Source organism: Microbacterium sp. ProA8, from assembly GCF_039905635.1.
GTDB classification, from domain to species: domain Bacteria; phylum Actinomycetota; class Actinomycetes; order Actinomycetales; family Microbacteriaceae; genus Microbacterium; species Microbacterium chionoecetis.
The window spans coordinates 1,645,585-1,669,118 of record NZ_CP157000.1 but is presented as its reverse complement, the minus strand read 5'-3'; the positions used below and the strand labels follow the sequence as shown (position 1 = coordinate 1,669,118).

19 protein-coding genes are annotated in these 23,534 nt (G+C 70.5%); 3 read left to right on the top strand and 16 right to left on the bottom strand.

The annotated features are described in order from the left end of the window. The first annotated feature begins 64 nt into the window (after positions 1-64). Positions 65-2,065 carry a prolyl oligopeptidase family serine peptidase gene (locus ABG085_RS07125; RefSeq protein WP_347978710.1) on the top strand — a complete coding sequence of 667 codons (2,001 nt, stop codon included), beginning with the start codon at positions 65-67 and terminating at the stop codon, positions 2,063-2,065. A 286-nt stretch (positions 2,066-2,351) separates the two neighbouring features. Here the strand turns inward: ABG085_RS07125 and hflX are convergent, their stop codons facing one another. Continuing rightward, on the bottom strand, positions 2,352-3,869 hold the full coding sequence (hflX, locus tag ABG085_RS07120; RefSeq protein WP_347978709.1) for a GTPase HflX: 1,518 nt from the start codon (positions 3,867-3,869) through the stop codon (positions 2,352-2,354). A 104-nt stretch (positions 3,870-3,973) separates the two neighbouring features. On the opposite strand from hflX, the gene ABG085_RS07115 reads away from it, so the two are divergent. Next, positions 3,974-4,621, top strand: coding sequence for a methyltransferase (locus tag ABG085_RS07115; protein ID WP_347978708.1), 648 nt, complete (start codon positions 3,974-3,976; stop codon positions 4,619-4,621). Positions 4,622-4,627: 6 nt separating this feature from the next. On the opposite strand, the gene dapF is transcribed toward ABG085_RS07115, so the two are convergent. Further along, positions 4,628-5,515, bottom strand: coding sequence for a diaminopimelate epimerase (gene dapF, locus ABG085_RS07110; protein WP_347978707.1), 888 nt, complete (start codon positions 5,513-5,515; stop codon positions 4,628-4,630). A gap of 112 nt (positions 5,516-5,627) precedes the next feature. Between dapF and ABG085_RS07105 the strand changes: the two genes are divergently transcribed. Next, on the top strand, positions 5,628-7,283 hold the full coding sequence (locus ABG085_RS07105) for a cytochrome b N-terminal domain-containing protein (RefSeq protein WP_347978706.1): 1,656 nt from the start codon (positions 5,628-5,630) through the stop codon (positions 7,281-7,283). On the opposite strand, the gene ABG085_RS07100 is transcribed toward ABG085_RS07105, so the two are convergent. The 14 genes from ABG085_RS07100 to ABG085_RS07035 form a co-directional block, all read right to left on the bottom strand. After that, positions 7,270-7,692: a GNAT family acetyltransferase gene (locus tag ABG085_RS07100; RefSeq protein ID WP_347978705.1), complete on the bottom strand. Its 423-nt coding sequence runs from the start codon at positions 7,690-7,692 to the stop codon at positions 7,270-7,272. The genes ABG085_RS07105 and ABG085_RS07100 overlap by 14 nt on opposite strands. Next, positions 7,689-8,639 carry a tRNA (adenosine(37)-N6)-dimethylallyltransferase MiaA gene (gene miaA, locus ABG085_RS07095; protein WP_347978703.1) on the bottom strand — a complete coding sequence of 317 codons (951 nt, stop codon included), beginning with the start codon at positions 8,637-8,639 and terminating at the stop codon, positions 7,689-7,691. Before miaA ends, ABG085_RS07100 begins: the two co-directional genes overlap by 4 nt. Positions 8,640-8,647: 8 nt before the next feature. Continuing rightward, positions 8,648-10,198 (bottom strand): tRNA (N6-isopentenyl adenosine(37)-C2)-methylthiotransferase MiaB, encoded by a 1,551-nt coding sequence (gene miaB / locus ABG085_RS07090; RefSeq protein WP_347978702.1) that lies wholly within the window; start codon positions 10,196-10,198, stop codon positions 8,648-8,650. A 149-nt stretch (positions 10,199-10,347) separates the two neighbouring features. After that, complete coding sequence (locus ABG085_RS07085; protein ID WP_347978701.1) at positions 10,348-10,998, bottom strand: regulatory protein RecX; 651 nt, start codon at positions 10,996-10,998, stop codon at positions 10,348-10,350. A gap of 206 nt (positions 10,999-11,204) precedes the next feature. Then, positions 11,205-12,260, bottom strand: coding sequence for a recombinase RecA (gene recA, locus ABG085_RS07080; RefSeq protein ID WP_163620680.1), 1,056 nt, complete (start codon positions 12,258-12,260; stop codon positions 11,205-11,207). A gap of 280 nt (positions 12,261-12,540) precedes the next feature. Beyond that, positions 12,541-12,765 carry a DUF3046 domain-containing protein gene (locus tag ABG085_RS07075; protein ID WP_347978700.1) on the bottom strand — a complete coding sequence of 75 codons (225 nt, stop codon included), beginning with the start codon at positions 12,763-12,765 and terminating at the stop codon, positions 12,541-12,543. Between the two features lie 33 nt (positions 12,766-12,798). Further along, on the bottom strand, positions 12,799-13,107 hold the full coding sequence (locus ABG085_RS07070; protein ID WP_163620678.1) for a helix-turn-helix transcriptional regulator: 309 nt from the start codon (positions 13,105-13,107) through the stop codon (positions 12,799-12,801). A 169-nt stretch (positions 13,108-13,276) separates the two neighbouring features. Then, positions 13,277-13,720 carry a CinA family protein gene (locus tag ABG085_RS07065; RefSeq protein WP_347979300.1) on the bottom strand — a complete coding sequence of 148 codons (444 nt, stop codon included), beginning with the start codon at positions 13,718-13,720 and terminating at the stop codon, positions 13,277-13,279. Between the two features lie 74 nt (positions 13,721-13,794). Beyond that, a complete protein-coding gene (pgsA, locus tag ABG085_RS07060) occupies positions 13,795-14,367 on the bottom strand; it encodes a CDP-diacylglycerol--glycerol-3-phosphate 3-phosphatidyltransferase (RefSeq protein ID WP_347978699.1) in 573 nt (190 codons plus the stop codon). Between the two features lie 55 nt (positions 14,368-14,422). Further along, positions 14,423-17,152 carry a DNA translocase FtsK 4TM domain-containing protein gene (locus ABG085_RS07055; protein ID WP_347978698.1) on the bottom strand — a complete coding sequence of 910 codons (2,730 nt, stop codon included), beginning with the start codon at positions 17,150-17,152 and terminating at the stop codon, positions 14,423-14,425. Between the two features lie 89 nt (positions 17,153-17,241). Next, on the bottom strand, positions 17,242-17,736 hold the full coding sequence (locus ABG085_RS07050; protein ID WP_347978697.1) for a GNAT family N-acetyltransferase: 495 nt from the start codon (positions 17,734-17,736) through the stop codon (positions 17,242-17,244). A 175-nt stretch (positions 17,737-17,911) separates the two neighbouring features. Next, positions 17,912-19,588: a ribonuclease J gene (locus tag ABG085_RS07045; RefSeq protein ID WP_347978696.1), complete on the bottom strand. Its 1,677-nt coding sequence runs from the start codon at positions 19,586-19,588 to the stop codon at positions 17,912-17,914. Positions 19,589-19,660: 72 nt separating this feature from the next. Further along, positions 19,661-20,638 (bottom strand): 4-hydroxy-tetrahydrodipicolinate synthase, encoded by a 978-nt coding sequence (dapA, locus tag ABG085_RS07040; protein ID WP_347978695.1) that lies wholly within the window; start codon positions 20,636-20,638, stop codon positions 19,661-19,663. 117 nt (positions 20,639-20,755) lie between these two features. Then, positions 20,756-23,518, bottom strand: a complete 2,763-nt coding sequence (locus ABG085_RS07035) for a M4 family metallopeptidase (protein WP_347978694.1) — start codon at positions 23,516-23,518, stop codon at positions 20,756-20,758. Positions 23,519-23,534 lie beyond the last annotated feature (16 nt).

The window sequence follows — 23,534 nt, the reverse complement described above, 5'->3', positions numbered from 1 at the left end:
GCGGAACCGCCTGTGACGTACTGTTTCGATCGCATCGCGCACCCGTTGGTCGTAGCGTGGGGGCGTGACGACCCGCGATGTTCTTCCCTATGGCAGCTGGCCATCCCCCATCTCCGCCGCCGAGGTGTCGGCGGGGTCGTCGCGCATCGAAGGCGCCCGCTTCGTCCGCGCCGGTGAGGTGCGGCCCGGGGAGACCGGCGGCGCCGCGGCCCGGACGAGGCGGGGCGACGTGTGGTGGGGCGAGTCGGTGCCCGAGGAGGGCGGCCGTTCCACCGTGCGCCGGCGGGAGGCATCCGGAGCGGTCGTGGATGTCCTTCCCGCCCCGTGGAGTGCGCGATCGCGGGTGCACGAGTACGGCGGCGGATCCTGGACCGCCGACGACCATGGCGTGCTGCTCTTCGTGGAGAAGGCCGACCAGCGCATCTGGAGTCTCGCCCGGGGTGAGGAGCCGCGCCCCCTCACGCCCGATGCCGGCGATGTCCGCTACGGCGGGTTGACGCTGCAGCACGGCCGACTGCTGGCAGTGCGCGAAGACCACAGGGCGGGAGCCGCGCCGGTGCGCGACATCGTCGACGTTCCGCTCGACGGCTCGGCAGCGGAGCATCCTTCACGGCTGACATCGCTGGCCGGCGGCAGCGACTTCGTCGCCCATCCCGCGCTGTCGCCCGACGGCACCCGCCTGGCGTGGATCGCCTGGGATCACCCGCACATGGCGTGGGACCGCGCCGAGCTTCGGATCGGCCGGCTCGAGGACGGCGAGGTCGTGGAATGGACCACCGTGGCCGGGGGCGAGTCGTCCGACGGCGATTTCCATTCCCCGCTGCAGCCGGTGTGGGTCGGCGACGACGACCTGCTCTACGCCGACGATCCGACCGGGAGGTGGAACCTCTGGCGCCTCCGGCTCACGGCCGACCTGCACCACGAGCCGTTCGCGCCGGCCGATGCCGACACCGGCGGCCCGCTGTGGGTGCTCGGGACCCGCTGGTTCGCGGCGCTGGACGATGGGCGGGTCGTCGCCGCCCGCACGAACGGCGCCGACCACCTCGTGCTGATCGAGCCCACCGGGGCCACGCGCATCCTGCCGCTCGATGCCGTCACGCGGCTCTCGATCGAGGACGCCCGCGGGCGGCGCGTGCTGATCTCCGGCGCAGGCTCCGGCGGCGCCGGGCTCTGGGAGCTGGACGTCGACGACCCGGCTGCGACGCAGCTGATCGCCGGCGGCGGCTCGCCCTGGGGCGCGGAATGGATGCCGCAGCCCCGCGCCGTCACCATGCCCGGGCCGCACGGCCCGGTGCACGCCTTCGACTACCCGCCGACGAACCCGGGCGTGGTGGGACCCGATGACGAGAAGCCCCCTTACGTCGTGTTCGTCCACGGCGGGCCCACCGACCATGTCGGCGGCGCGGCATCCGGGAAGATCGCCTACCTGACGAGCCGCGGCATCGGCGTGCTCGACGTCAACTACGGCGGCTCGAGCGGGTACGGCCGCGTCTACCGCGAGCGTCTGCTGGGGCAGTGGGGTGTCGTGGACGTTGACGACGTCGTCGCCGCGGCGCAGGGGCTCGCCGCCTCGGGAGCGGCCGACGCCCGCCGGCTCGCGATCGCCGGCGGCTCGGCCGGCGGCTGGACCGTGCTGTGCGCGCTTGCGAACTCCGACGTCTTCGCCGCGGGCATCAGTCGCTACGGCGTCGCGGATCTGCGGCGCCTCGCCGCGGACACCCACGACTTCGAGGCCCGCTACCTCGACGGCATGGTGGGGCCGCTGCCGTCGGCCGAGGCGCTGTACGTCGAGCGGTCACCGCTGACGCACCTCGACCGGATGCGGACGCCGCTGCTGATCGAGCAGGGCCTCGACGACCTGGTCGTGCCGCCGTCGCAGTCGGAGGCGGTGCGGGACGCCCTCGCCGCGAACGGCATCGCCCACGCCTATCTGGCCTTCGAGGGCGAAGGGCACGGATTCCGCGGCGCTGCGACCCTCGTCCGCACGATGGAGGCCGAGCTCGCGTTCCTCGGTCAGGTGCTCGGCTTCGAGACGCCGGGGGTGCCGCCGCTCGAGCTGGAGTGAGGCGTACGCCGCGCTCCTGCGTGTCGTCGCCGGGCGCGAGCGCGCACGCCGCGCTCGACGACCGGGACGCTGAGTCCCGGTCGTTGAGCGAGCGGGCTCTGAGTCCCGGTCGTCGAGCGAGCGAGCTCTGAGTCCGGCCGTCGAACGAGCGAGCTCTGAGTCCCGGTCGTTGAGCGAGCGAGCTCTGCGTCCCGGTCGTTGAGCGAGCGAGCTCTGAGTCCCGGTCGTTGAGCGAGCGAGGAACGAGCGAGACGAAACGCCCCGGACCGACGAGAAGCGTCGGCTCTCAGACCTCGAAAGGTGCGAGACGCGCGGCGAGATGCTGCCCCACGCGGGCGTGCACGGCCGTGCCGCCCTCTTCGTGCGCCTGCGAGAGGATCATGCCCTGCTCGTGGATCGCCGACACGAGGTCGCCGCGGTCGTACGGCACGAGAGCATGCACCTCCACGGCCGGGAGCGGCAGCGCCTCCTCGATCGCGGTCCGCAGCTCGTCGATGCCCTCGCCGGTGCGGGACGACGCGAAGATCGCCTTCGGCTCGAGACCGCGCAGCAGCAGACGCGTGTCGTCGTCGACGAGATCGGCCTTGTTGAACACGATCAGCTCGGGAACGTCACGCGCTCCCACATCGCCGATGACATCCCGTACCGTCGCGAGCTGTGCGGCGGGGTCGGGGTGGGACCCGTCGACGACGTGCACGATGACGTCGGCGTCGCCGACCTCCTCGAGCGTCGAGCGGAACGCCTCGACCAGCTGGTGAGGCAGATTGCGCACGAAGCCCACGGTGTCGGTCAGCGTGTAGACGCGGCCGTCGCTCGTCTCGCTGCGCCGGACGGTGGCATCCAGCGTCGCGAACAGCGCGTTCTCGACCAGCACCCCGGCGCTCGTCAGCCGGTTCAGCAGCGACGACTTGCCGGCGTTCGTGTACCCGGCGATCGCGACCGACGGGATCGTGTTCCGCTTGCGCTCGGCTCGCTTGGCGTCGCGGGCGGGCGTGAACTCGCGGATCTGGCGACGCAGCATCGCCATCCTCGTGCGGATGCGGCGGCGGTCGAGCTCGATCTTCGTCTCACCGGGTCCGCGCGAACCCATGCCCGCACCGCCGGCACCGACCTGGCCACCGGCCTGCCGGCTCATCGAGTCACCCCATCCGCGCAGGCGCGGGAGCAGGTACTCGAGCTGGGCGAGTTCGACCTGCGCCTTGCCCTCTCGGCTCTTGGCGTGCTGGCTGAAGATGTCCAGGATCACGGTGGTGCGGTCGATCACCTTGACCTTCACGACGTCCTCGAGCGCACGTCGCTGGCTGGGCGCCAGCTCGGTGTCGGCGATCACCGTGTCCGCGCCGACCGCGGCCACGATGTCGCGCAGCTCCTCGGCCTTGCCGCGGCCGACGTAGGTCGCGGGGTCCGGGTGGGGCCGCCGCTGCAGCACGCCGTCGAGCACGACGGCGCCGGCGGTCTCTGCCAGCGCCGAGAGCTCGCGCAGCGAGTTCTCGGCATCCTCCGTCTCGCCCTGCGCGTGCACGCCGACCAGCACGACGTTCTCGAGTCGCAGCTGTCGGTACTCGACCTCGGTGACGTCCTCGAGCTCGGTGGACAGCCCGGGAACGCGACGCAGCGCGGCGCGCTCCTCGCGGTCCCACTGCTCGCCGTCGGTGTCCGCACGCCCGATCGTGGTCTCGTCCTGGAGCGCCTGGGCGGCTCCGAAGACGTGCACCCCCGAGCGCGCTTCAGCGCGCGCCAGCACGCGATCCACCGGGTCGACCGGCGTATCGTCGGTGCTCTGGGGTGTCGTCGTATCCGTCATGTGTTCCTTTCGGGATGCCTTTTCCGGCGCTCATCGGCCGGTTCGCGGCGTCCGTGAATTCTACGCTCCCCTCCCGGGGAGCACCTCCGCTAGGCTCGTCAGCCATGGGGAGCGACCACTACTTCAGTGCGACGCCCGCCAGCCCCGAGAACCTGCGCCGCATCCGCGTCTCGCTCGCCGGACGCGACCTCGAAGTCACGACCGCCGGGGGCGTCTTCAGCCCCGACCACGTGGATGCGGGAACCGCGGTGCTGCTGACGAACACTCCCCCGCCACCGGCCGGCGGGAACTTCCTCGACCTCGGCTGCGGGTGGGGACCGATCGCACTCACCCTGGCACTCGACGCCCCGCACGCGACCGTGTGGGCCGTCGACGTGAACGAGCGAGCACTGGACCTCGTGCGACGCAATGCCGCCGACCTCGGACTCGACAATGTCAACGCCGCGCTGCCCGACGATGTTCCCGACGACATCGTCTTCCGCACCATCCGCTCGAATCCGCCTATCCGCGTCGGCAAGAACGAGCTGCACGGACTGCTCGAGCGGTGGATTCCCCGCCTCGACGAGCGGGCGGACGCCTGGCTCGTGGTGCAGCGCAATCTCGGCTCGGACTCGCTGCAGCGATGGCTCGCATCGACGCTCGATCGCCGCTTCAGCGTGTACCGTGCGGCCACCGCCCGCGGGTTCCGCGTGCTCAAGGTGCGGCGCCACGGCTCGCCCCAGAGCGAGCCGATCTCGCTGCCGGAGATCTGAGAGCCGTCAGGCGAGGGTGACTTCGCCGGTGTAGACCAGGGTCGCCGGCCCGGACAGCAGCACGTGCCGCTCGCCGTCGACCTCCGGCATCCGCACGCCGAGGGTGCCGCCGGGCACATCCACGACCCAGTGGTCGGGGGCCGCGGGGCCCGCCCAATGCCGCACTGCCAGCGCCGCCGCGGCGACGCCCGTGCCACAGCTGAGCGTCTCGCCGACCCCCCGCTCGAACACGCGCATACGGATCGATCCGACGCCCTCGTGCACGAGCGGGTCGCTGGGGACCACGAATTCGATGTTGGCGCCGTGCGGCGGCTCGGGGTGCAGCTGCGGCTGGGCCGCGAGGTCGAGGCCCTCGAGTTCCGCGTCGTCGGGCAGCGCCACGACGACGTGCGGGTTGCCGACGTCGATCCCGATCCCGGGACGGGGAGCACCCCCGGCACGGGTGCGCACCAGCACCCCCGAGTCGTCGACGGCGAAACGGCCGAGGTCGACCTCGAAGCCCTTCTCGCCGAGTGTGCCGTCACTGCGGGTGACGGTCTTGACGCCCGCCCGGGTGCCGATGGCGAGCGGCGCCGCGTCGACATCGGCCCATCCGACGTCCACGAGGTAGCGCACGAAGACCCGGATGCCGTTGCCGCACATCTCGGCCTTCGAGCCGTCGGCGTTGCGGTAGTCCATGAACCACTCGGCGCCGAAGCCCGCCGCTTCGGCCCCCTCGGCGATCGCGCTCGCGCGCACCACTCGAAGGATGCCGTCGCCGCCGATGCCGAAGCGCCGGTCGCACAGCACCGCGACCTGGTCGTCGGTGAGATCGAGCGTCCCATCGGGGTCGGGGACGATCACGAAGTCGTTGCCCGTGCCGTGGCCCTTGGTGAACGCGATCGTCTGCGGCATCGTCACAGTCTACGGTCGTCGGCGCACCCTCCTCCTCGGCGCCGGAGGTGGCCGCTGTCACATCCGGCAGCCCCGCGGTGTCTTGTGGATAGGACCATCACGAGGAGACGGCATGCGCAGGATCGCGAGCGAGACCGAGCGGACGGGCGACCGGGGTCGGCGCCGTCGATCCGTGACGGACCGAGCCGCCGAGCGCATCGGGAGGATCACGGTGCTCGGTCACCGCGTCGATGACACGTGGGCGGCACTCCGGCGGCGCCGCGTCCCCACTCACTGGACGAACCTGTTCGGCATCGTCACCGTGGCATCCATCGTCGTCGTGACCGTGACCGGCATCCTGCTGATGTTCTTCTACACGCCCTCGAGCGAGGCCACCGTGTACGACGGGTCGTACGCGCCGCTGCACGGCGCCACGGTGTCGCAGGCGTTCGCCTCGACGATGCGGGTGACGTTCGACGTGCCCGGCGGCGTGGTGCTGCGACAAGCGCATCACTGGGCCGCGCTGCTGCTGCCCGCAGCGATCGTCGTCCAGCTGGCGGCGACCTTCTTCACCGGCGCCTTCCGGCGGCCGCGGCGCGCCCTGTGGGTGCTGCTGCTCCTCGCCCTGATCGCCGCCCTCGCGAGCGGATGGAGCGGCTACGCGCTGCCCGACGACATGCTCTCCGGCACCGGCCTGCGCATCGTCGAGGGCATTCTCCTCGGCATCCCCGTCATCGGCACGTGGCTCGCGTCGGTCCTCTTCGGCGGGCCCTTTCCCGGCCGCATCATCGAGAACCTGTACCCGCTGCACGTCGTGGTGTTCCCCGGCGCACTCCTCCTGCTGGTGGCGCTGCGAGCCCTCGGGGCGTGGCAGCACGGCCCGCCGCAGTTCCCCGGGCGGGGTCGTACTCCCGAGAACGTCGTCGGCGTCGCACTCATCCCGACGGCCGTCACGCGGGCGGGCGGGCTGTTCCTCGTCGTCACCGGCCTGCTGCTGCTCATCTCGGCGACGGTCACGGTGAGCCCCATCTGGCTCTACGGCCCTGCCGACCCGGGTAACGCCGGGGCGGGGAGCCAGCCGGACTGGTACACCGGGTTCCTCGACGGCGCCCTGCGCCTCGTGCCGCCCGGCTGGGAGGTCGTGTGGCTGGGCCGTACGTGGACGCTGGCTATCCTCGCCCCGCTGGCCATCGTCGGCGCCTTCTTCGCGTTCGTCGCCGCCTACCCGTTCCTCGAGGAGGGGGTCACGGGCGACCGCGGCGACCACCACCTCCTGGACCGGCCGCGCCACGCCCCGACGCGCACCGGGCTCGGAGTCGCCGGCCTGGTATTCGTAGGCGTCCTCTGGGCCGCGGGCGGCGCCGATATCATCGCCACGGCGTTCTCGATGAGCATCGAGCACGTGATCACGGCCCTGCAAGTGGCACTCGTCGTCGGGCCGTTCGTGGCCTTCACGGTGGCTCGCCGCATCTGCTTCGGCCTGCAGCGGAAGGACGCCGGACTGCTCCGCCACGGCTACGAGACGGGGCGGATCGTCCGCCTTCCCGGCGGTGAGTACGTCGAGATCCACCAGCCGCTCGACGAGACCGAGCGGGCGCGGCTCGCCACGCCCGACGGTGCGCCGCCGGCGGATCGCCGGGCGACCGGCAGCACTGTCGGCCCGCTGGCACAGCGGCTGCGTCAGAGTCTGCGCAGCTACTACATCGGAGGCCCCCTCGAGCCCGAGCGCGCCGAGGAGGAGTCAGGTGACAGCAGTCGGGAGGTCGTCGGTCCGATCAGTCGGCGATGAGCCGCTTGCCGGTCGTCCAGGTCTCGAACGGCTCATAACCGAGCTCGCGATAGAAGCCCTGCGCGGCGTTGTTGTCGGGGCGCACCATGAGCTGCACCTTCGGACACCCCATCGCGAGCAGACGCTCCTCGGCTTCCTCGACCAGCAGCCTGCCGATGCCCTGCCCCCGCCGGTCAGGAGCGCTCGCCAGGTAGTAGAGCCACCCGCGGTGTCCGTCGTATCCGGCCATGACGGAACCGACGATCGAGCCGGCATCGACGCCGACGAGGAACAGCTCCGGTTGGACCGAGAGCTTGCGGCTGATGTCCTGGTACGGGTTGTTCCACGGGCGGGTCAGCCCCGTCGCCTGCCACAGCGAGACGACGGCTTCGGTGTCGGCCAGGGCGAAGGACCGGATCGCGATGCTCATGCCGACGAGTCTGCCAGCACTGCGGCATCCACTCCGGATTCCACCCAGCGCAGCGCAGCGTAGCGGCGGAACCACGACACCTGGCGGCGGGCATACCGGCGTGTGAGCGCCTGGGTCTCCGCGATCGCCTCGCCTTCGGCCATCTGCCCCGACAGCTGGGCGCGGGCTTGCGCGTAGCCGATCGCGCGGCGGGCGGTGACGCCTCGCTCGAGCCCTTGGTCGCGCAGCGCGCGCACCTCGTCGAGGATTCCGTCGCGCCACATCCCCTCGACGCGGGTGTCCAGGCGGGCGACGAGCTCCTCGCGGGGCACGGCCACGCCGAAGATCCGGGTGGCGTCGTGCCAGAGCACGGGCTCCTCGGGCAGCACCGCGCCGTGTGTGTGCTCGCCGAGCTCGAGGACCTCGAGGGCCCGCACCACCCGGCGGCCGTTGCGCGGGTCGACCTTGGCCGCCGTGGCCGGGTCGATCTCTCGCAGCCGCGTGTACAGCGCACCGGGACCGTGCGCGTCCAGTTCCGCCTCCAGCCGCGCTCGCAACAGCTCATCGCGGGGCGGGAAGCGGAAGTCGAAGAGCACGCTCGACACGTACAGCCCCGACCCGCCCACCAGCACGGCGTCGGCGCCGCGGCCGTGGATCTCGCGGATGGCGGTGCGCGCGGCATCCTGATACCAGGCGACCGCCGCGTCGTCGGTGACCTCGAGCACGTCGAAGAGGTGATGCGGGATGCCGCGCCGCTCGCGTTCGGGCAGCTTGGCGGTGCCGATGTCCATGCCGCGGTAGAGCTGCATGGCATCGGCATTGACGATCTCCGCCGGCCGCCCGCGGGCCTTGAGAGCCTCGGCGAGGTCGAGCGACAGCGCGGTCTTGCCGGTACCCGTGGCGCCGACCACGGCCCACAGCTGCGGCTGCGCGGCCGCGGCTTCGTCCTCCGGGGGCCGGGGGCTCACCGTGGGGCTCAGACGCCGAGGCGGAGCGTCGGCAGTCCGAGCGACACGGAGCGCGGTGCGCCTGCTGAGCCCGCCGGCGCGGGCACGGCGCACGACTCGGCCTGCGCACGGTCCCACGCGTCGCCCGACCGCGTCCGGCGGATGCGCAGCGGCGCGCCGTCGGACGCGTCCGCGAGCAGGTGGAACGGCGCGGCATGCGTCACCACCACCGACACGACGTCGCCCGGGCGAGGGACCACGGAGCCCGCCGGAACCTCGAAGTGCACGAGACGGTTGTCTTCGGCCCTGCCGGTGAGCCGGTGGGTCTCGGCGTCCTTCTTGCCCTCGGCCGAGGACACGAGCACCTGCAGCTCGCGGCCGAGCTGCTTCTCGTTCTCCTCCAGCGAGATGCGCTCCTGGAGGGCGATCAGGCGCTGGTAGCGCTCCTGCACGACCTCCTTGGGCACCTGGTCGGGCATCGTGGCCGCCGGTGTGCCCTCGCGGATCGAATACTGGAAGGTGAACGCACTGGCGAAGCGCGCCTGCTCCACGACCCGCATGGTGTCTTCGAAGTCTTCGTCGGTCTCGCCCGGGAACCCGACGATGATGTCGGTGGTGATCGCCGCGTCGGGCATCTTCGCGCGCACCCGATCGAGGATGCCGAGGAACCGCTCGCTGCGGTACGACCGGCGCATCGCCTTCAGGATGCGGTCACTGCCGGACTGCAGCGGCATGTGCAGCTGCGGCATGACGGCGGGCGTCTCGGCCATCGCATCGATGACGTCGTCGGTGAACGCGGCAGGGTGCGGGCTGGTGAAGCGGATGCGCTCCAGGCCCTCGATCGCGCCCGCGGCACGCAGCAGCTTGCCGAACGCCTGGCGGTCGCCGAACTCGACGCCGTACGAGTTGACGTTCTGGCCGAGGAGGGTGACCTCCATCGCGCCGTCGTCGACCAGGAGGCGGATCTCGTTGAGGATGTCGCCGGGGCGACGGTCCTTCTCTTTGCCACGCAGGCTGGGCACGATGCAGAACGTGCACGTGTTGTTGCAGCCGACCGAGATCGACACCCACCCGCTGTAGATGCTGTCGCGCTTGGTGGGAAGGGTCGAAGGGAAGATCTCGAGCGATTCGAGGATCTCGAGCTCCGCCTCGCCGTTGTGGCGTGCACGCTCGAGCAGGCTCGGCAGCGATCCCATGTTGTGGGTGCCGAAGACGACATCCACCCAGGGCGCCTTCTGCTGCACCGTGTCCTTGTCCATCTGCGCCAGGCATCCGCCGACGGCGATCTGCATGCCCTCGTGCTTGTCCTTGCGGGACTTGAGGTGACCGAGCGTGCCGTACAGCTTGCCTGCGGCGTTGTCGCGGACGGCGCAGGTGTTGATGACGACGACGTCGGCCTCTTCGCCCGCCTCTGCCCGGACGTAGCCCGCGCTCTCGAGCGAACCGGAGAGGCGCTCGGAGTCGTGCACGTTCATCTGGCAGCCGAACGTGCGCACCTCGTAGGTGCGGGCGCGGCCGTCGACGTCGTTCGCAGCCGGTGACGGCGCGATGAGAGTCGGAGTAGCGGAAGGCGAAGACATGATCCCGCCATTCTACGAGCCGTGCGCCGGCACGGAGACTGTGGACGGATGCCGGCCCCGGCGCGCCCGCGGATGCCCAGCGTCACCGCGCGTCGCTGCCAGGCAGCGGCCACCGCGCCCCGACGGTGACTGTCTCGGACGGCACCGGCTCAGGTCTCTTCGAACCTCACCCGGCCGGCGGGACGCATGGTCTCTTCGAGAGCCGTCCGCGCGGCGTTCAGCGCCATGGAGCCGCCGTATCCCCGCCGGGCGAGTTGCCCCGCCAGTCGGCGGAGCGCGACATCGCGTTCGAGCCCACGCAGTGAGCCGGCTTTCGACCTGGCGAACTCGAGTGCGCGCTCGGCATCGTCATCGGGAAGCTCCGCGAGCGCCGCGTCGGCCACGTCGCGGGGCACGCCGCGCTTGGCGAGGCTCTGGGAGATGACCTGGCGCCCCTGGCCCTTTCGGTCGACGCCGGAATGCACGACCTGCTCGGCCAGGCGCGCGTCGTCGAGATACCCGCGCTCGAGAAAGGCGTCGAGGAGGGCCGCGACGGCGTCCGCATCGAGGTCGTACTGGCCGAGGTAGGTCTTGGCCTCCGACACGGACAGCTGCCGCCCGCGGAGCTTCTTCACGAGACCCCGCTCGGCGATCGCCACCTCGTCGGCATCGTCACCGGCACCTGCGCCGGCGGGCGCGCGTCGCCGGCCGCGTCCGGCCGAGTTCGCCCGGTCGGTCCGCTCGGCGGCCAGGTCGATCGGCGCGGCGCTCTCGGAGGCCGGCGTGACATCCGGCGTCAGCGGCGGGACATCCTCGGGCATCAGATCTGTCCATGCCCCCGCTACCGAGCGCGGAGAGGGTACGGCGTCGATGCTCGTCTGGAGACGATCCTCGAGCGCCCGCTGAACCTCGGCGGCGGTCGCGGGATAGGAGCGCGCTCCCCCACCGCCGAAGAGCGGCGTCACGGGGGCGAGTCCGTCGTCGGTTCCGACGTCGGACTCGTCCCCGCTATCGACGAATCGGACCATCAGGCCGGACGGCGTGCCGCGAGCTCGTCTTCGACCGAGCCCTCGACGGCACCCTTGGGAACGCCGATGCCGAGCTTCGTCTTGATCTTCGACTCGATCTCGGTCGCGACATCCTCGTTCTTGATGAGGAAGTTGCGCGCGTTCTCTTTGCCCTGGCCGAGCTGCTCGCCCTCGTAGGTGTACCAGGCACCGGACTTCTTGACGATGGCGTGCTCCACGCCGAAGTCGATGAGGCTGCCCTCGCGCGAGATGCCCACGCCGTACAGGATGTCGAACTCGGCCTGCTTGAAGGGCGGTGCCATCTTGTTCTTGACCACCTTGACGCGCGTGCGGTTTCCGACCGCCTCGGTGCCGTCCTTGAGGGTCTCGATGCGGCGGATGTCGAGACGCACCGACGCGTAGAACTTCAGCGCCTTGCCGCCCGCGGTGGTCTCGGGCGAGCCGAAGAACACGCCGATCTTCTCGCGCAGCTGGTTGATGAAGATCATCGTGGTGTTGGTCTGGTTGAGGCCACCCGTGAGCTTGCGGAGCGCCTGCGACATGAGGCGCGCCTGCAGACCCACGTGCGAGTCGCCCATCTCGCCCTCGATCTCGGCCTTGGGCACGAGCGCCGCGACCGAGTCGATCACGATGAGGTCGATGGCGCCGGAACGCACCAGCATGTCGGCGATCTCGAGCGCCTGCTCGCCGGTGTCGGGCTGCGACACGAGCAGGGCGTCGATGTCGACGCCGAGCTTCTGCGCGTAGTCGGGGTCGAGTGCGTGCTCCGCGTCGATGAACGCGGCGATGCCGCCGGCGCGCTGCGCGTTGGCGATCGCGTGGAGCGTGAGCGTCGTCTTACCCGACGACTCCGGACCGTAGATCTCGATGATGCGGCCGCGCGGGAGTCCGCCGATGCCGAGCGCGACATCGAGGGCGATCGAGCCGGTGGGCACGACCTCGACGGGGGCGCGCTCGTCGCTGCCGAGGCGCATCACCGAGCCCTTTCCGAACTGCCGGTCGATCTGGGCGAGGGCCGATTCCAGGGCCTTCTCGCGGTCAACGGGTGATGGCATGACGTGCTCCTCTATGCTCGCGTTCCGTCGCCTGTAGGCTGTCGCGCTCCGGCCCGGTGGGACGGATGCTGCGACAAGGCGTGAGGTGTCGTTCGACGCTGTTCACGTTAGGGAAGGGCTCCGACATCGGCCTTCGCTCCCCCCGCGTCCGTGGAAAACACGCTCTCGACACCTGCTGTGCAGGAGCCTACGCCGTTCTCGAACACTTCTTCGATGACACGCCGCGTGTCATCGCACGAAGCGACGACCGCCGCGCGAACGGAGAACGGCGCCGAAGCGCTCAGCGACGACGCGGTTCCAGTCGTCCCACGCCGTAGCGGCGCTCGGGCGGGACGTCGAGCTCGTCGCAGAGTGCGAGCCAGACCTCGCGCGGATCGACACCCGCCGCGATCGCCTCGGCGGCGGTGCGCCCGCCGACCTGCGACAGGAACAGATCGGTCACGACGGCGTTCGCACGCGCGCCGAATTCGTCCGCGACAGCGCGGTCGAACTCACTGCGACGCATGGCGATCGACGGTTCCTCGAGGACGGAACGGTGTCAGCGCAGCGAGAGCTCGGCGTCGACCGAGGCCACGAGGTCGTCGGGAACCACGTCGGGGAAGGTCTGGATTCCCTCGAGCACCGAGATGCGGTCGCCCACTTCGCGCATGATCGTCGAGATGGGGACGTCCAGCGCTTCGGCCACCGAGGCGAGGATCTCGCTCGAGGCCTCCTTCTGGCCGCGCTCGACCTCGCTCAGGTAGCCGAGTGCGACGCTCGCGCGTCCCGCGACCTGGCGGAGGGTGCGTCCCTTCTGCTGGCGGAAATCACGAAGCACTTCACCGATCTCTTGACGTACCAGGATCATCAGGGCCCCTCCTCACTTCTGATTCCACCGTCTTCCGGGTGCCCAACAGTACAGCACCGGATGATGCCAATCTAATCCCGACAACTGGGCAATGGGTGGGAATCACCGAATGTAACCGAGACGAAACACCGTCTGTTCCCGGCCCGAACGACCACGGACCCCGGATGCCTCACAGCACGGTGAGCGCCAGCTCCAGCACGCGCTGCACGGTCTGCGTGCGGATCTGGTCACGCGATCCGGAGAGGGCGAGCGATGAGACGACCACCGTCTCGGGCGTCGCGACGGCGATGTGCACCGTGCCGACGGGCTTGTCGTCCTGCGGGTCGGGGCCGGCGACGCCGGTCGTCGCGAGGCCGACGTCCGCGCGCAGCGCGCCTCGCACGCCCTGCGCCATCTGCACGGCCACGTCCGGATCTACCGGGCCGCGTGCCGCGAGGAGCTCGGCATCGACGCCCAGCCGGCTCGCCTTCACATCGGTCGCGTACGCGACGATTCCTCCGCGAACGTGCGCCGAGGCCCCCGGCACGTCGACGAGCGCAGCCGTGACGCGGCCGCCGGTGAGCGACTCGGCCGCGGCGATCGACCAGCCGCGTCCGTCGAGGCCCCGCAGCACCGCGACGGCGTCGGGGCGAGGCGGCGTCTCACCGACGCCATGCTCGTCCACCGTGCCGGGCGACGAGGCATCCGTCACGCGTTCCTCCGCTTCGCGCGCGCGGCACGCAGCTCGGTCACGATGTAGTCGATGCCGCTCGCGATCGTGAGGATCACGGCGATCGTCATGAGCACACCGTTCACCCAGAAGATCCATTCGCCGACGAGCGTCCACAGCGGCAGCAGCGCGAGCGACAGCGCGATGCCCTGGGCGAGTGTCTTGAGCTTGCCCATCCACGCCGCAGCGAGGACGTGGTCGCTCACCACCATGAACCGGTACACCGTGATGCCGATCTCGCGAATGAGGACGACGATCGTGATCCACCAGGGAAGCTCGCCGAGGATCGACAGTCCGACGAATGCGAACCCGGTGAGGACCTTGTCGGCGATGGGATCGAGCAGCTTGCCCAGATCCGTGACGATGTCATGCCGGCGGGCGAGATAGCCGTCGATCCCGTCGGTCGCGATAGCGACGATGAACAGTGCCGCCGCCCACCAGCGCAGCGCGCCGTCCGCTCCCCCGTCGGCGAGGAGAAGCCACAGGAAGACCGGCGCGCACAGGATGCGCACGATCGTGATCGCGTTGGGCAGCTGCCGCGGGATGGCCATGGCCCGAGCCTATCGGCGCGCAGGGCGCCGGCCGCGCCGGACGCTGCACAGCGCCTCAGTCTCGGCCGGTGAGTCCCCAGGCGTCCTCGGAGCCATCGTCGCTCTCGACCACGGGATAGCCGTCGTACTGCGAGGTCACGGCATCCGTCCCATAGGGGTCGTCCGCCGGCGGGGGCACCGCTGGAGCAGGCGCCGCCGCCGGCACGTCGTCGCCGCGCATGCGCGCGAGCACCGACGGCAGCTGCTCGACGGTCACCAGCACGTCCCGCGCCTTGGAGCCCTCGGACGGCCCGACGATCTCGCGCGACTCGAGCAGGTCCATGAGTCGGCCTGCCTTGGCGAAGCCGACGCGGAGCTTGCGCTGCAGCATCGAGGTCGAGCCGAACTGACTCGAGACCACGAGCTCGGCGGCGGCCAGCAGCAGCTCGAGATCGTCGCCGATGTCGGCATCGATCTCTTTCTTCTCGGTCACCGCGGCGACGTCCGCGCGGTACTCGGGGCGCGCCTGCATCGTCACGTGCTTGACGACCGACTCGATCTCCTTCTCGCTCACCCACGCGCCCTGCACGCGGATCGCCTTCGACGCGCCCATCGGGAGGAACAAGCCGTCGCCCTGGCCGATCAGACGGTCGGCGCCGGGCTGATCGAGGATGACCCGGGAGTCGGTGACGCTCGTCACCGCGAACGCGAGCCGCGACGGCACGTTGGCCTTGATGAGGCCGGTGACGACGTCGACCGACGGACGCTGCGTCGCGAGGACGAGATGGATGCCGCTGGCCCGGGCGAGCTGGGTGATGCGGACGATCGAGTCCTCGACGTCGCGCGGCGCGACCATCATCAGGTCGGCGAGCTCGTCGACGACGACGAGCAGGTAGGGGTACGGCTTCAGGACCCGCTCGCTGCCCGGAGGCAGCGTGATCTCGCCCGCCACGACCGCCTTGTTGAAGTCGTCGATGTGACGGAAGCCGAAGGACGCGAGGTCGTCGTACCTCATGTCCATCTCCTTCACGACCCACTGCAGAGCCTCGGCGGCCTTCTTGGGGTTCGTGATGATGGGGGTGATGAGGTGCGGCACGCCCGCGTACGACGTCAGTTCGACCCGCTTGGGGTCGATGAGCACCATGCGCACGTCGGCGGGCTTGGCGCGCATGAGGAGGCTTGTGATCATCGAGTTCACGAAGCTCGACTTGCCGGAGCCGGTCGACCCCGCGACGAGCAGGTGGGGCATCTTGGCCAGGTTCGCGACCACGTAGCCGCCGCCCACGTCCTTGCCCACGCCGATGGTCATCGGGTGCGTCTGGTTGGCGGCGGTGGTCGAGCGCAGCACGTCGCCGAGCGTCACGATCTCACGGTCGACGTTCGGGATCTCGACGCCGATGGCGCTCTTGCCCGGGATGGGCGCGAGGATGCGCACCTCGTTCGACGCGACCGCGTACGCGATGTTGTTGGTGAGCGCGGTGATGCGCTCGACCTTGACGCCGGGGCCGAGTGAGATCTCGTACTGCGTCACGGTCGGTCCGCGCGAGAAGCCCGTCACCCGCGCGTCGACGGAGAACTGATCGAGCACGCTCGTGATCGCCCGCACCGTGTCGTCGTTCGCCTGCGAGCGCGCCACGTGAGGCGAGCCGGCGGCGAGGGAGTTGACCGAAGGCAGCCGATACGGGGCTGCGGGCGAATCGACCGCGGTGGCGGAGCCGATGCCGTCGAGGCCCGGAAGCGTGCCGTCGTCCTCGATGATCTGGGCGTCGTCGCGCAGCGACGTGCGCGACGAGGTGGCCGCTTTGGCGGCCGACAGCACCGCGGGGTCGATGACCTCGGTGAGCGCGTCGGTCGCCGGCGCGGGCGGAGGCGTGACGGGCGGCACGATCGCCTGCTCGAAGCCGCCCTGGGTCGCACCCGCCGGCAGCAGCTCGGTGAGATCCTGGGATCCGAGCCCGCCCACCGGGTCCTTCTCGCGGCCCGTCTTGTTGCGGCGCCAGAACGGGAGGGACGGGTCGCCCTCGTCTTCCGACACCGCGGCGGCGGCATCCGGCGACTTCTCTTCCCGCAGCTCGGCGCCGAACATCCAGGAGTACAGCTCGCCCAGGCGGCGGCCGATGCGATTCGGCGGCGTCTTTGTGATGATCAGGATGCTGAGCACCGCCAGCACCGACAGCACGATGTAGGCGCCCACGTCGGTGAGCATGAGAGCGAGGGGCTCGCCCAGCATCCAGCCGAACAGCCCGCCCGCCTCACTCAGCGCCGGGAGTCCCGCATTCGGCTGGGGACGGCCCCCGGCGACATGGCAGAAGCCGGCGATCGTGACCAGGAGCAGCCCGAAGCCGATGCCGACCCGCCCGTTGTCGTGCACCGACGACGGATGGCGGAACATCCAGCCGGCGAGCATGAGCAGGAGCACCGGGAGCACGAACGCCTCGCGGCCGAGGGCCGCACCCACCGTGTAGGCGCTGATGGTCGCGGCGACCTCGTTGCCGATGAAGAACCACTCGTCGACGGCGCCGGCGATCGCCAGCAGCACGAGCAGGAACGGGAAGCCGTCGCGGCGCTGTTCTTTCTCGAGGGTCTCGGGACCGAACGCACGGAAGAGGCCGCCGGTCGCATGGGCGAGCCCCAGCCAGGCCCGCACGATGACGGGAGGCCGCTCCGGCTGATCGACGTAGCGCTTGGGCGCGGGTGCCGGCTTCGCGGCGGGCTTGCGCGCGGTCGACGACGCGCTCGCGCGCGTGTTCGTCGATGCGCTCGAAGACGCGCGCGACCCCTTGGTCGGGCTTGAGCTCCTGGCCATCCCCCCACGGTAGGCCGGTCCGCCGACATTCGGCGGCAACCACGCCGCCCGACCCGCGACCCCGCGGGGCGCCGGGATGCCGCGGATTCTCAGCGCAGACGCTTCACCATCGTGTCGCGGCCGACGCCGCTGCGGACGACCGCGAAGCCTTCGCTGCGATAGAGCGTCGACGCGAAGTTGCCCCGCTCGACACTCAGGCTGATGCGCGCGTAGCCGGCTGATCGCGCGTGCTCGCAGAGCTCCTGCAGCAGGGCACGACCCACGCCGTGCGCCCGCCAGATGGGGCGCACGCCGATGATGAGCTCGGGCACACCCGTGCCGACGTATCCGAATCCCGGGTCGCTGCGGGGCAGCATCCGGTACCACGCCGCCCCCACCGGCTGCCCGATGGAGTCCTCCGCGACGAACCCCGCGTCGCCGGGCCGTGTCCAGCCGGCGACGTAGCGACGGTGATCCGCGCCGTCCATCACCTCGTGTCGCGGTCGCGCACCGCCCTGGCGCCAGTTCGCGGCCTCGACCACCATGTCGCCGAGGAACGCGCCGTCGGCCGCCACGGCGGGGCGGATGCGGAACGAAGAGGCCACGAGGCTGATGCTACGGCGCGTGTGTTACAGGCGATGACACTCGTGGCGACGTCGCCGCGGCCGAGACCGGGGAATCCGGGCCAGACCGAGGGCGACGCCCTCTGTCTCGGCGAGAATCCCCGGTCTCGGCGAGGCCGAGGCCTACGCTTCGATACTCCGCCCGATGGTGATCTCGCTACGCTTCGATCACGAGCGGGACGATCATCGGCCGGCGGCGCAGGGACTGGTTGACCCAGCGGCCGATCGTGCGGCGCACGATCTGCGACAGCGCGTGCGGATCGCGGACGCCCGACTGAGCAGCCTCGGTGAGGGCTGCGGCGATCTTCGGCTTGACGGCTTCGAACACCGCATCGTCCTCGGCGAACCCGCGCGCGTGGATCTCGGGACCCGAGATGACCTTGCCGGTCGAGGCGTCGACCACCACGATCACCGAGATGAAGCCCTCTTCGCCGAGGATCCGGCGATCCTTGAGGTCGGCATCCGTGATCTCGCCGACGGTCGACCCGTCGACGTAGACGAACCCGAGGTCGAGCTGGCCGACCATGCGGGCCTCGCCGTCCTTGAGGTCGATGACGGTGCCGTTCTCGGCGAGCAGAGTGCGCTCGGGCGCGATACCGGTGTCCTGGGCGAGGCGCGCGTTCGCCATGAGGTGGCGGTACTCGCCGTGCACGGGCAGCACGTTCTTCGGCTTCAGGATGTTGTAGCAGTACAGCAGTTCGCCGGCGGCGGCGTGGCCGGAGACGTGCACCTTGGCATTGCCCTTGTGCACGACGTTCGCACCCAGCTTGGTGAGGCCGTCGATGACGCGGTAGACCGCGTTCTCGTTGCCCGGGATGAGGCTCGACGCCAGGATGACGGTGTCGCCCGGACCGGGCTCGATCGCGTGGTCGAGGTTCGCCATGCGGCTGAGCACGGCCATCGGCTCGCCCTGCGAGCCGGTCGACATGTAGACGATCCGGTCGTCGGGGAGGTCGCGCGCCTTCTTGTAGTCGATGAGCACGCCCTCAGGCACGTGCAGGTAGCCGAGGTCCTCGGCGATCGTCATGTTGCGGAGCATGCTGCGGCCGAGCAGGGCCACGCGCCGGCCGTGGGCGGCCGCGGCGTCGAGAACCTGCTGCACGCGGTGCACGTGGCTGGAGAAGCTCGCCACGATCACCCGGCGCGGCGCCTTGCCGATGACCTGGTCGAGCACGGGCCCGATCGAGCGCTCCAGCGGCGTGAAGCCGGGAACGTCGGCGTTCGTGGAGTCGACGAGGAACAGGTCCACGCCCTCCTCCCCCAGCCGCGCGAACGCGCGCAGGTCGGTGAGGCGGCCGTCGAGCGGCAGCTGGTCCATCTTGAAGTCGCCGGTCGCGAGCACGGTGCCCGCGGGGGTGCGGATCGCGACGGCCAGTGCATCGGGGATCGAGTGGTTCACCGCGATGAACTCGAGCTCGAACGGGCCGAGGTTCTCGCGCTGGCCCTCGGCGACCGTGAGGCTGTAGGGCCGGATACGGTGCTCCTTGAGCTTCGCCTCGGTCAGCGCCAGGGTCAGGCCCGAGCCCACGATGGGGATGTCGCTCTTGAGCTTCAGCAGGTAGGGCACGGCGCCGATGTGGTCCTCGTGGCCGTGCGTGAGCACGACGCCGACGATGTCGTCGAGGCGCCCCTTGATGGGCTCGAAATCCGGCAGGATCAGGTCGACGCCGGGCTGGTGCTCCTCAGGGAACAGCACGCCGCAGTCGACCACCAGCAGCTTGCCGCCGTACTCGAAGACGGTCATGTTGCGGCCGACCTCGCCGAGGCCGCCGAGCGGGACGACCCGGAGGGTGCCCGCTTCGAGCTCCGGCGGGTCGTACGGGGTGGTGGGCATTGTGAAGCCTCCTCCGGATGCCGCGGCATCCGTTCATCATCGCGCCGTCGCCCGATCGGCGACGGCACTTCGTCATCTCGTCGTGCCTGAGACCTTCGGCAGGGCGCCGCCGGCGGCGGCGTTGCGGTCGGGACGGAAATTCGAGAAATCTGCGCCGGGGACACCCGTCACGAGGGCGAGCTCGTCCTCGATCTTGGCGGCCTCCCACTCCTCCGGCCCCACGAGCGGCAGGCGCACGCGCGGACTGCCGATGCGGCCGAGGCCGTGCAGGATGTACTTCGCCGACACGGTGCCGGGCACGTGCGTCATGACAGCGCGCACGAGGGGCTCGAGCTGCATGTGCGCCGCGGTCGCCGTCTTCAGGTCGCCGGCGTTCACGGCATCGACGATGGCACGGTACGGCGCCGGCGCGATGTTCGCGGTGACGCCGATGAGACCCACCGCGCCGATCGCGAGGTGCGGCAGCACGTTGGGGTCGTCGCCCGAGAAGTACATCAGGTCGGTCTGGTTGAGCACGCGGCTGACCTCGCTGAAGTCGCCCTTGGCATCCTTGATGGCGAGGATGTTCGGGTGCTTGGCGAGGCGCAGGATCGTCTCGTACCGGATCGGCACGCCCGTGCGGCCCGGGATGTCGTAGAGGATCACGGGCAGATCGGTGGCGTCGGCGACGAGGCGGAAGTGCGTGAGGATTCCGGCCTGCGTGGGCTTGTTGTAGTACGGCGTCACGATCATGATGGCGTCGGCGCCGGCCTTCTCGCTGGCCTTGTAGAGCTCGATCGCGTGCGCCGTCTCGTTGGAGCCGCCGCCGGTGATGATCTTGGCCCGCCCCGCTGCGACATCCTTGCCGACCTCGACGAGACGGATCTTCTCCGCGTCGGTGAGGGTCGACGTCTCGCCCGTGGTGCCGGTGACGACGATGCCGTCGGCGCCCGCGCCGATGACGTCGTCGATGTGCTTCTCGACAGCGGGCCAATCGACTTCGCCGTCGGCCGTCATCGGAGTGACGAGCGCGACGAGAACCTGTCCGAATGGGTTTCCCGTATGCGTCATGCCTTCAGGTTATCGGCTCGGAGGCTCGCCACTCCTCCCTCGGTCTGCGTGCCCGCACGCATGCGAAGGGGATGGATGCCGCGGGGCGCGGCATCCATCCCCTCCGGTGTCAGCGGATCAGGAGCAGGTGCCTGCCGGAGTGGTCCGCATCACGAGCGTGTCGTACGACGTGGCCGTGTCGACCCAGACGACCGTCGAGCCGGTATCGGCGGCGGCACGGTCGGTGAAGCCCGAGCTGCACGTCACCTTGCCGAGCGACTTTCCGTCGAGCGTGTACTGCAGCAGGGCCGGAACCCCGCCGCCCAGGCGCTCGCTGTCACCCTCGGACGTCACCGTGATCGTCGTCGACGTCGCGACGAGATCGTGGATGTGCAGTCCGCCGACGTTGCTCTCCGGCACGATGTCGCTCCACGTGCCGCCCGCGACCGGGGCCTTGCGGATCGCGCTGTAGGGGTCGTTGCGGTCGTCGGCACCCCAGACGACCGACTCGCCCGCGATGGTCGGACGGATGATCGACCCCTGCGTCCGGGGGCCGACCTCGATCACCGCGCCGGTGTTGACGTCGAGCACCTCCACCGCGGTGAAGATCCGCGTGTAGGTGCCGTCGGGCAGCGACACCTCGGTCGGGAACTCGCGAGCGTACGCGAGCTTGCCGGCCGTGATGTCGGGCACTCCGGTCGCGGTGCCGGGCAGGAGCGTGGCGGTGCCGCTGCCGAGTTTCGCGAAGCCCACTCGGCGGGCCCCTTCTTCGTCGAGGCCGTCCCACGCCACGACACCGTCGGATACGCGCACATTGAACAGGGTCGTCGGGGTCGTGTAGACGACCCGCTCGGGGCCGCCCGCGAGCGACTTCGCCATCACCTGGGATCCTGCCGGCGAGAACCGGATCCACACGACGGTCTTGCCGTCGGTGTCGGGGTAGACATCGGTCCACTCTCCGGGTGTGCTCACGAGGGCCGGCTTGACCTTGCGGTCGATCGTGCCCGCGTAGATGCCGAGATAGCCCGAGCCGTCGAGGCTCGGCACGTCCGCGATGGTCCACCAGCCGCCGCCGGCCCCCGCCCACGAGACCCCCCGGTAGTCGGTGAGGTTCTCGAAGAGGACGGTCCCGTCGCGTCCGAGCTCCTTCTCCCAGCCGGTCACGATGCCCCGGGAGTCGAACGCCGCCTGCACCGACTTCAGGTTCTTGCCCTTCAGACCCTGAGCCTTCGCCGCCGCGAGCACGGCATCGCGGGCCTGGGTGAATCCGTCGAGCGGAGTCAGGTAGTCCGTGAGGGCGCGGTACACGATCGGGTCCGCCGTCTCGCCGCCGAGCGCCTCGCGGATGTCCCACAGCGCGCCGCCGAAGATCGTCGAGTTCAGGTGGACGCCGCCCGCATCGTAGAAGTACGGGTAGCCGGCGAAGTTGTCGATGCCGGCGCCGTCGTCGAGGTCGCGCAGCGCGCACGCCGTCGGCGACGCGGCGTAGCAGAGGTCTTCGCCGAGGAGGCTCGCGTTCGGGTCGCTGAGGGGCGTGCCCGTCGCATCGACGTCGATCGCATTGCCGAAGTAGTCGGCGAACGCCTCGTTCAGGGCACCGGACTGACCGACGTACACGAGTCCCGCCGTGTGCTGGACGACGCCGTGGGTGAGCTCGTGGCCCTGCACGTCGAGGTCGGCCGTGAACGGTTTGAAGCTCCAGCCGTCGCCGGCGCCGTACGCCATCTGGTACCCGTCCCAGTAGGCCTGGTTCCAGGTCGTCCCGCCCTCCCACTCGACGAGGCCGACGATCGAGCGGATCTCCTGGCCTTTGCCGTCGATGCTGTCGCGCCCGAGGCGGTTCTTGAAGTAGTCGTACACCTGACCGGCGCCCCAGTGGGCATCGACGGCCCCCATGGTGGTCAGCTCGGCCCCGAGCGCTGCCGTCGGCGACGAGGCGAGCGCGGCACCGGCGGGGATCGTTCCGTTCGGGTACGAGTAGCCCACGACGCCCGAGGCGTCGTACGTCTCGATGGGGGTGCCCGGGCGGGTCGTGTCGCGCAGCAGGAACGCGCCGCTCGCCGCGTCCTGGGTGAGGTTGACCGGCACATCGACACCGGTGAGCAGCGTGCCCGTGCCGTCCGCCCCGGTGCCCTCGTCGGTCGCGGCTGTGACCGCAGCGGCGGGGGCGGCGGCCCCCGCGATTCCGAAGGTCTGGATGCCGCTGTACTGCAGCGTCGGGAAGCCGGTCGTCGCCTCGATGTACACCTCCTGCACGACCGGGGCGCCCGTGGCATCCGTGCCGCGCACGGTCACGTGTCGCGTGAGGACGCCCGCACCCTGCGGCAGCACGACCAGACCCTGGTCCGACCCGGTGAGCGTAGCCTTCGTCTCGCCGCCGACGGTGCCCGCGGCCTTCCCGCCGTACTGCACCGCCTGAACCGCACGCGCCACGGCGAGTTCCGAGGAGATCTTGGGTTCGACGCCGACGGTCAGGTCGGTGAAGTACTGCCCCGAGGTTCCCGTGACGATCCGCTCGGCATCCTTCTTCTTCATGCGCACGATGTACTGTCCGCCGAGCACCTCGACGCCTCCGTGCTGCTGTGTGAAGCGCACGGTCTCGTCGCTGCCGACCTCGGTCACGTCGGTCACGACGAGATTCGTCTCGGCCGACGGGATGTGGTAGCGGTCCTTCTTCGCCTTGAGGTGTGCCAGGGCGGCCTTGTCGGCGGGTCCCTGGGCGTCGGTCGGCTCGGCGATGCCGTCGATCAGCTTCGGCGTGTCGGACTCCGGCGCCGAGGCGGCCGGAGCGGCGGCCGCGGAAGGGGCAGGACCGGATGCCGCGGCGGGGACGACGGCGGCGAGCACGAGAGCCGTGCCCACCAGCGCCGAGCACGCGGCGAGTTTCGCGGGGCGTTGCATTTTTCCTCCAGTTGTG

Excerpts from the sequence above, each read along its gene's own strand:
- ABG085_RS07055 (WP_347978698.1), bottom strand. The coding sequence starts at position 17,152 with ATGGCCAGGAGCTCAAGCCCGACCAAGGGGTCGCGCGCGTCTTCGAGC.
- pgsA (WP_347978699.1), bottom strand. The coding sequence starts at position 14,367 with ATGGCCATCCCGCGGCAGCTGCCCAACGCGATCACGATCGTGCGCATC.
- miaB (WP_347978702.1), bottom strand. The coding sequence starts at position 10,198 with ATGTCTTCGCCTTCCGCTACTCCGACTCTCATCGCGCCGTCACCGGCT.
- dapA (WP_347978695.1), bottom strand. The coding sequence starts at position 20,638 with ATGACGCATACGGGAAACCCATTCGGACAGGTTCTCGTCGCGCTCGTC.
- ABG085_RS07085 (WP_347978701.1), bottom strand. The coding sequence starts at position 10,998 with ATGCCCGAGGATGTCCCGCCGCTGACGCCGGATGTCACGCCGGCCTCC.
- hflX (WP_347978709.1), bottom strand. The coding sequence starts at position 3,869 with ATGACGGATACGACGACACCCCAGAGCACCGACGATACGCCGGTCGAC.
- recA (WP_163620680.1), bottom strand. The coding sequence starts at position 12,260 with ATGCCATCACCCGTTGACCGCGAGAAGGCCCTGGAATCGGCCCTCGCC.
- ABG085_RS07100 (WP_347978705.1), bottom strand. The coding sequence starts at position 7,692 with ATGAGCATCGCGATCCGGTCCTTCGCCCTGGCCGACACCGAAGCCGTC.
- ABG085_RS07035 (WP_347978694.1), bottom strand. The coding sequence starts at position 23,518 with ATGCAACGCCCCGCGAAACTCGCCGCGTGCTCGGCGCTGGTGGGCACG.
- dapF (WP_347978707.1), bottom strand. The coding sequence starts at position 5,515 with ATGCCGCAGACGATCGCGTTCACCAAGGGCCACGGCACGGGCAACGAC.
- ABG085_RS07075 (WP_347978700.1), bottom strand. The coding sequence starts at position 12,765 with ATGCGTCGCAGTGAGTTCGACCGCGCTGTCGCGGACGAATTCGGCGCG.
- ABG085_RS07115 (WP_347978708.1), top strand. The coding sequence starts at position 3,974 with ATGGGGAGCGACCACTACTTCAGTGCGACGCCCGCCAGCCCCGAGAAC.
- ABG085_RS07045 (WP_347978696.1), bottom strand. The coding sequence starts at position 19,588 with ATGCCCACCACCCCGTACGACCCGCCGGAGCTCGAAGCGGGCACCCTC.
- ABG085_RS07070 (WP_163620678.1), bottom strand. The coding sequence starts at position 13,107 with ATGATCCTGGTACGTCAAGAGATCGGTGAAGTGCTTCGTGATTTCCGC.
- ABG085_RS07105 (WP_347978706.1), top strand. The coding sequence starts at position 5,628 with ATGCGCAGGATCGCGAGCGAGACCGAGCGGACGGGCGACCGGGGTCGG.